A 369-nucleotide genomic window follows, 5' to 3' on the forward strand; every position below is an offset into this window, starting at 1 on the left:
CGCCAGGCGATCGGCATGGCGTACCTGCACGACCTGTCGTATTCGGAGGTGGCGCCGCGCCCCGCCGCGCAAGGTGCCGAGCGCGTATTCGGCCGCGAGCCGGTCGCGCAGCGGCGCGTTGTCGCGGATGTTCATGCGGCCTCCCGTCTGGACAGGCAATCGCGCAGCCGGTCGAGGCCGCGCCGGATCCACGTCTTGACCGTGCCGAGCGGCAGGGCGAGACGCGCCGCCACCTCCGAATACGACAGGTCGTGCAGGTACGCCATGCCGATCGCCTGGCGCTGGCGGTCCGCGAGCGTGTCCATGCAACGCGCCAGCGCCTGCGCGTCGCGCGAGAGCTGCGCCTGTCCGTGCGGACCCGCCGTCATG

At 72.6% G+C, this 369-nt stretch carries 1 protein-coding gene; it reads right to left on the bottom strand.

Features of this window, described 5'->3' with window-relative positions:
• Positions 1–131 precede the first annotated feature (131 nt).
• Positions 132–369 (bottom strand): sigma-70 family RNA polymerase sigma factor (locus ACEN88_RS34670; protein ID WP_413346941.1); only part of this gene is annotated, 238 nt, incomplete at its 5' end.

This window comes from Massilia sp. CT11-108 (assembly GCF_047302915.1).
Taxonomy (GTDB): domain Bacteria; phylum Pseudomonadota; class Gammaproteobacteria; order Burkholderiales; family Burkholderiaceae_D; genus Telluria; species Telluria orientalis.